The organism is Rhodoblastus sp., from assembly GCF_041915505.1.
In the GTDB taxonomy this organism is placed as follows: domain Bacteria; phylum Pseudomonadota; class Alphaproteobacteria; order Rhizobiales; family Beijerinckiaceae; genus Rhodoblastus.
On sequence record NZ_JAYSBG010000206.1, the window covers coordinates 1 to 6,396 of the forward strand.

The window sequence follows — 6,396 nt, forward strand, 5'->3', positions numbered from 1 at the left end:
TCATTTATGTCTTGTCCTATATGGCGCACGCCACCGGACTGCCGGAGCAAGACGCGCTGCTGCGCGCGGTCGACCTTTCGCTCGGCTTCGACTGGATCGCCTATGTCCATGCCGTGCTGTCGCGGCCACTTCTCGCGAAAATCCTGCTCTATTCCTATAATTCGATGATCGTGCAGCTCCCGCTGGCGCCCTTTTTCCTGTTGCTGTTTCGTCCGTCGCACGAGGCTTATCGATTTGCAGCGATAACGACCGCCGCCGGCGTGATCGGCGTCTGTCTCGCCATCTGCCTGCCTGCGATCAGCATGCTGGAATGGGCCGGCGGCGATTTCGACGTGAGCAAATGGACCTCCGCCACGCCGCGCGATGTCGTCATGCTGCTGCGCGACCACCAATTCGACCGGATCGATCTTTCCTACCCGAGGGGAATGCTGACTTTCCCCTCCTTTCATACCTTGTCCGCATGCGCCATGATTTATCTTTACTGGAACTCGCCGCTGCGCGTTCCCGTGACGATTCTCAACATTCTGGTCATGGCTGCGGCGCTGGTCTATGGCGCGCATTATCTCGCAGACGTTCTCGCCGGCATCGTCGTATTCTATGGCGCAGCCGCCTTGTTCCCGGCGACCAAGCCGGCCGAGGCTTTTGCAAATTCAGCAGCAACACCCATGGAAGCGGAAGCGGCGTAGCTTTTCGCGCGGGAGAGAACGCGTCAGTTTTTGGGGAAATCCAGCCCCATCTCGCGATAGCGCTCGGGGTCGTCGCCCCAATTCTCGCGCACTTTCACGAACAGGAACAGATGGACCTTCTGTTCCGCCGCCTCCATGATTTCCTTGCGCGCGGCTGAGCCAATGCTCTTGATCGTCTTGCCGCCCTCGCCGATCACGATCTTCTTCTGGCCTTCGCGCGTCACATAGATCGTCTGTTCGACCCGCGCCGAGCCGTCCGGCTGGTCCTTCCACAATTCGGTTTCGACCGTGGATTGATAGGGCAATTCGTCGTGCAGCCGCTCGAACAGCTTTTCGCGGGTGATCTCGGCCGCCAGCGCCCGCAGAGGCGCGTCGGAAATCTGGTCTTCCGGGTAGAGCCACGGCCCCTCCGGCATGTAGCCGGCGAGCTTTTCGCGGAATTTCTCCACGCCATGCCCCTTGAGCGCCGAGATCATGAACGTATCGGCGAAGGGCAGCCGCGCATTGAGATCGGCGGCGAGGCCAAGCAGTTTCTCGTGCTCGATCGTGTCGATCTTGTTGAGCACGAGGATTTTCGGCGCCTTGAGCTGCGGCAGCCTTTCCAGGATCGCCTCGACCTCCTCGTCCACGCCCTTGCGCGCGTCGATCAGCAGGCAGATCGCGTCGGCGTCGCCCGCCCCGCCCCAGGCCGAAGTGACCATGGCGCGGTCGAGCCGACGCTTGGGCGCGAAAATGCCGGGCGTGTCGACAAAAATGATCTGGGTCGCCCCGTCCAGCGCAATGCCGCGCACCAGGGCGCGCGTCGTCTGCACCTTGCGCGAAACGATCGAGACCTTGGCGCCGACAAGCTGGTTCAACAAAGTGGACTTGCCGGCGTTGGGCGCGCCGATCAGGGCGCAGAAGCCGCAGCGCGTGGCGCCCTCGCCGGAATCTGGAGACGCCTTATTCATTCGCCGTCCTCCCAAACGCCTTCGCGGACCAGGAATTTCTGCGCGCAGGCCTGTTCGGCGAAGCGCTTGGAGCTGCCCTGGGCTTCGACGCTCTCGAAACCGTTGACGCTGACCTCAATGATAAACAGTGGCGCGTGATCGGGGCCGATCCGCCCGGACTGCCGATAGGTCGGCGGCGGCAGGCCGCGCGCCTGGGCCCATTCCTGCAGCGCGGTCTTGGGGTCGCGCAGGGGCCGCACCGGATTCAGCATTTTCTCATGAAAGAAACGGCGCACGGTCTCGCGCGCGGCGGCAAAACCGCCGTCGAGGAAAATGGCGCCGAGGATCGCCTCGCACACGTCGCCGAGAATGGCGCCTTTTCGGGCGCCGCCGGTCAAAGCCTCGCCCTCGCCGAGGCGCACGGCCTCGCCTACGCCCCAGTCGCGCGCCACATCGGCGCAGGTTTCCTTGCGCACCAGATCGGCGAGGCGGCGCGACAATTCGCCCTCCTCGGCGCCGGGAAAATGCTCCAGCAGCATTTCCGAAACCGCGAGGCCGAGCACGCGGTCGCCGAGAAATTCCTGCCTTTGGTAGGAATCGACGCGGCGCTGCGCCTGGCTGGGCGGGAGGGCGCTGACATGGGTGAGAGCCCGAACCAGCAGGGAAGGATCGGCGAAGCGATAGCCGACGCGCTCCTGCAAGGCCGCGAGATCGCCCGTCTCCGGCGCCTGACCGGCCCGCGCGTTCATCGAACCGCGTGGAACATGCGGTTGACGCGCAGGGTCCACGGCCAGCGCCAGAATTCCCAGGCCGCCGCGCCGCCGCCCACCGAGAAGAAGATCATCTCGGCCCGACCCTCGACATTTTCCAGCGGCACATAGCCGACGCCGCCCTGATCCTGCGGGACGCGGGAATCGGTGGAATTGTCGCGATTGTCGCCCATCATGAAATAATCGCCCTGCGGCACCACGAAAGGCCCGGCATTGTCGTTGTAGCCGTCGTCGCCCTGAATCTCGATGATCCGGTGCTCGACCCCGCCCGGCAGGGTCTCCCGATAGGTCGGCACCGGGCCGACATGGCCGTACAGGTCCTCGGTCTCGACCTTCTCGATCGGCTCGCGCGGCACCATCTGGTCGTTGATGAACAGACGGCCCTTTTTCATCTCGATCTTGTCGCCGGGCAGGCCGATCACGCGCTTGATGTAATCGGTCTCGTTGTCGCGCGGCAGTTTGAACACCACGACGTCGCCGCGCTTGGGCGCCGCGCCGAAGATGCGGCCCTGGAAGGGCGGGAAGCCAAAGGGGAAGGAATAGCGCGAATAGCCATAGCTATATTTCGAGACGAACAGGTAATCGCCGATCTCGAGCGTCGGGATCATCGAGCCCGAGGGAATGTTGAAGGGCTGGAACAGAAACGTGCGCACGACCAGCGCGATCGCAAGCGCCTGCAGGATCACGATGATCGTTTCGCCTATTCCGCCCTCGGATTTCTTGACGGCGGGCGGGGCGGTGTCGCTCATGGATTCGCTCATGGTCTGTTCCGAAGATAGGGGCCGGTTTTCGGCGTTTTCGCTTCCCGGCGCAAGGCCGTCGCGCAAGATGCAGGCTATTTTTTGACCGCGGCGGGGCCAGCCGTCGGACTGGGCGTCTTGCGGCGCCTTTTGGGGTCAGACCTTGGGCACGGCCTCGATCATCACCTGCGCCTGAGCCAGCGGATATTCGTCGGTGAGGGTCAGATGCACGCGCGCCTCCCAACCGGCGGGCGTAAGCCGCGCCAGGCGCTTCGCCGCGCCGCCGGTCAACTCCAGCGTCGGGCGGCCGAAAGAATCATTGACCACGCCCATGTCGAGCCAGGACACGCCCTGCCCGATCCCCGAGCCCAAAGCCTTGGCGCAGGCCTCCTTGGCGGCGAAACGCTTGGCGTAGGTCGCGGCGCGCGCCTGCCGTCCATCCGCCTTGGCGCGCTCGATTTCGGTGAAGCAGCGGCGGGGAAAGCGGTCGCCGTATTTTTCCAGCATCTGCTCGATGCGGCGGATGTCGCAGAGATCGACGCCGAGGCCGATGATCATGCGCCGCGTCCTTCAGAGATCGCCGCGATCATCTGTTTCACCGAGGCCTCAAGGCCGATGAAAACCGCCTCGCCGATCAGGAAATGGCCGATATTCAATTCGACGATCTGCGGCAAGGCCGCGATCTGCCGCGCCGTATCGAAATCGAGGCCATGGCCGGCGTGACATTCGAGGCCGAGCCGCTCGGTTTCCGCCGCCGCCACGCGCAGGCGCTCGAATTCGGCCTCGGCCTTGCCGGTCTCGCCCAAGACCACCGCGTTGCACCAGGCGCCGGTATGCAGCTCCACCACCGGCGCCTTGATCGCGCGCGCCGCTTCGAGAGCCTCAAGCGAGGGCTCGACAAACAGTGAAACGCGGATGCCGGCGCGCGACAGCTCGTCCACGAAGGGAGCCAGCCGGTCGCGGCCATTGACCACGTCGAGGCCGCCCTCGGTGGTGCGCTCGGTGCGCTTTTCCGGCACGAGGCAGCAGGCGTGCGGCCGGATCTTCAGCGCGATGTCGAGCATCTGCTCGGTCGCGGCCATTTCGAAATTGAGCGGGGCGCCGATCGAGGCCTTGAGCCGGCGCATGTCCTCGTCCTGAATATGGCGGCGATCCTCGCGCAAATGAGCGGTAATGCCGTCCGCCCCCGCCGCCAGCGCCATCTGCGCCGCGCGCAGCGGATCGGGAACCGCGCCGCCGCGCGCATTGCGCAAGGTGGCGACGTGATCGACATTGACGCCGAGGCGGATTTTCTTCGCCGAACCCATCGTCTTCCTCTCCCGCTCCTTCGTCACGGCGAGCCTGATAGTTCAACGCCCGCGCCCGTCATTGCGAGCGAAGCGAAGCAATCCACGTTTCAACTTGCGGAAAGCTGGCATGGATTGCTTCGCTTCGCTCGCAATGACGGGCGTCTTTCGACGCCCTATGGCTCGCAATCACGTCCCCTCGTTCAACCGATCACGCGCTCGACGCTGTTGACCATGGGCAGGACGCGAATCCGCGACAGAATATCGTTGAGATGCTTCAGGTCGAAGACCTGAATGTCGAAAATCATTTCGCGGAAGTCCGGCGACTTCTTGTTGAAGGTCACGTCGTCGATATTGGCGCCCTGCTCGCCGATCAGGCCCGCCACCGCGCCAAGGCTGCCCGGCTCGTTGATCGCCGCCACCACGACCCGCGCCGGAAACAGGGCTTGCGCGTCCTCGACGTCCCAGCGCACGTCGAGCCAGCGTTCTGGCTGGTCGTCGAAAGCGGCGAGCGCAGGCGACTGGATCGGATAGACGGTAATGCCCTCGCCCGGCGTCATGATGCCGACGATGCGGTCGCCCGGCACCGCGCCATTGGGCGCGAAAGTCACCGGCAGGTCGCCCTTGAGACCTCGGATCGGCAAGGCGTGGGCGGCGCTGGTCGCGCCCGGCGCCTTGAACTGCACGCCCGACGCCTTTTGCATGCGGAACCAGCCCGGATCGGACCGGTCGGGCGCCGGCGTCTTGCGCTCCTCCTTGAATTCCGGATAGACGGCCTTGACCACATCGCCGGAAAACATCTCGCCGCGGCCGACCGCCGCCAGCACGTCGTCGATGGTGGCGCGCGCGAGGCGCGGCAAGGCGGGACGCAATTTGTCGTCGGAGAATTTCTTGCCGGCGCGTTCGAAGGCGCGCAGCACGATCTGGCGGCCGAGGCCGGCATATTGCGCGCGCACCGCGTCGCGGGTGGCGCGGCGAATCGCGGAGCGGGCCTTGCCCGTCACGGCGATGGATTCCCACGCCGCCGGCGGCGTCTGGCCCTCGGCGCGCACGATCTCGACCTCGTCGCCATTGTCGAGCGGCGCGAGCAAGGGCGCGAGCCGCCCGTTGATCTTGGCCCCGACCGCCGAATTGCCGACGCTGGTGTGCACCGCATAGGCGAAATCGATCGGCGTCGCGCCGCGCGGCAGCGCGATCAGCCGGCCCTTGGGCGTGAAGCAGAACACCTGGTCGTGGAACAGCTCAAGCCTTGTATGTTCCAGGAATTCCTCGGGGCTTGAACCCTCCGACAGCATGTCGATGGTGCGCTTGAGCCATTGATAGGCGTTGCTTTCATGCGAGAGCACCGGCGCGGGTGCGTCGCGGCCATCCTTGTAGAGCGCATGGGCCGCAATGCCGTGCCGCGCGATATCGTGCATCTCGTGGGTGCGCACCTGCAGTTCGACGCGCTGGCGCCCCGGACCGACCACCGTGGTGTGGATCGAGCGGTAATCGTTCTGCTTGGGCGTCGAGATGTAATCCTTGAACCGCCCCGGCACCATCGGCCATTTGGTATGGACCACGCCGATGACGCCGTAGCATTCGTCGACATCCTCGACCACGACGCGGAAGCCGAAAATGTCGGACAATTGCTCGAAGGCGAGCGATTTGCGCTCCATCTTGCTCCAGACCGAATAGGGCTGCTTCTGCCGCCCGCGCACATCGGCCTTGATGCCGCGCCGCGAAAGCTCGGCCATCAGCTCGTCCTCGATGGTCTTGATCAGCTCGCGATTGGTCTCGCGCAGGTCCTCCAGCCGGGTCGAGACCATCGCGAAGGCCTCGGGCATGAGATATTTGAACGAGAGATTTTCCAGCTCGTCGCGCACGGTCTGCATACCCATGCGGCCCGCGAGCGGCGCATAGATGTCCAGCGTCTCCTCGGCGATGCGCGCGCGCTTTTCCGGCGAGACATAGTGCAGCGTGCGCATGTTGTGCAGGCGGTCGGC

Annotated in this window: 7 protein-coding genes; 1 reads left to right on the forward strand and 6 read right to left on the reverse strand. The window is 64.8% G+C overall.

All coding sequences use genetic code 11. The annotated features are described in order from the left end of the window. The coding region (locus ACE3S9_RS12915) for a phosphatase PAP2 family protein (RefSeq protein ID WP_374546875.1) at positions 1-686 on the forward strand (686 nt) is incomplete at its 5' end. Positions 687-709: 23 nt separating this feature from the next. Here the strand turns inward: ACE3S9_RS12915 and era are convergent. The 6 genes from era to ACE3S9_RS12945 form a co-directional block, all read right to left on the reverse strand. Further along, positions 710-1,636 carry a GTPase Era gene (era, locus tag ACE3S9_RS12920; protein ID WP_374546877.1) on the reverse strand — a complete coding sequence of 309 codons (927 nt, stop codon included), beginning with the start codon at positions 1,634-1,636 and terminating at the stop codon, positions 710-712. Continuing rightward, positions 1,633-2,364, reverse strand: a complete 732-nt coding sequence (gene rnc, locus ACE3S9_RS12925; protein ID WP_374546878.1) for a ribonuclease III — start codon at positions 2,362-2,364, stop codon at positions 1,633-1,635. Before rnc ends, era begins: the two co-directional genes overlap by 4 nt. Next, entirely contained in the window at positions 2,361-3,146 is a 786-nt protein-coding gene (lepB, locus tag ACE3S9_RS12930; RefSeq protein WP_374546879.1) for a signal peptidase I, read from the reverse strand. Before lepB ends, rnc begins: the two co-directional genes overlap by 4 nt. Positions 3,147-3,281: 135 nt before the next feature. Further along, the gene (gene acpS, locus ACE3S9_RS12935; RefSeq protein ID WP_374546880.1) at positions 3,282-3,683 is read right to left on the reverse strand and encodes a holo-ACP synthase; all 402 of its coding nucleotides are present in this window, start codon (positions 3,681-3,683) and stop codon (positions 3,282-3,284) included. After that, positions 3,680-4,432, reverse strand: coding sequence for a pyridoxine 5'-phosphate synthase (locus ACE3S9_RS12940; protein WP_374546881.1), 753 nt, complete (start codon positions 4,430-4,432; stop codon positions 3,680-3,682). The genes acpS and ACE3S9_RS12940 overlap by 4 nt, the downstream gene beginning before the upstream one ends. Before the next feature lie 182 nt (positions 4,433-4,614). After that, on the reverse strand, positions 4,615-6,396 hold a 1,782-nt coding region (locus ACE3S9_RS12945; protein WP_374546882.1), incomplete at its 5' end, for a bifunctional (p)ppGpp synthetase/guanosine-3',5'-bis(diphosphate) 3'-pyrophosphohydrolase.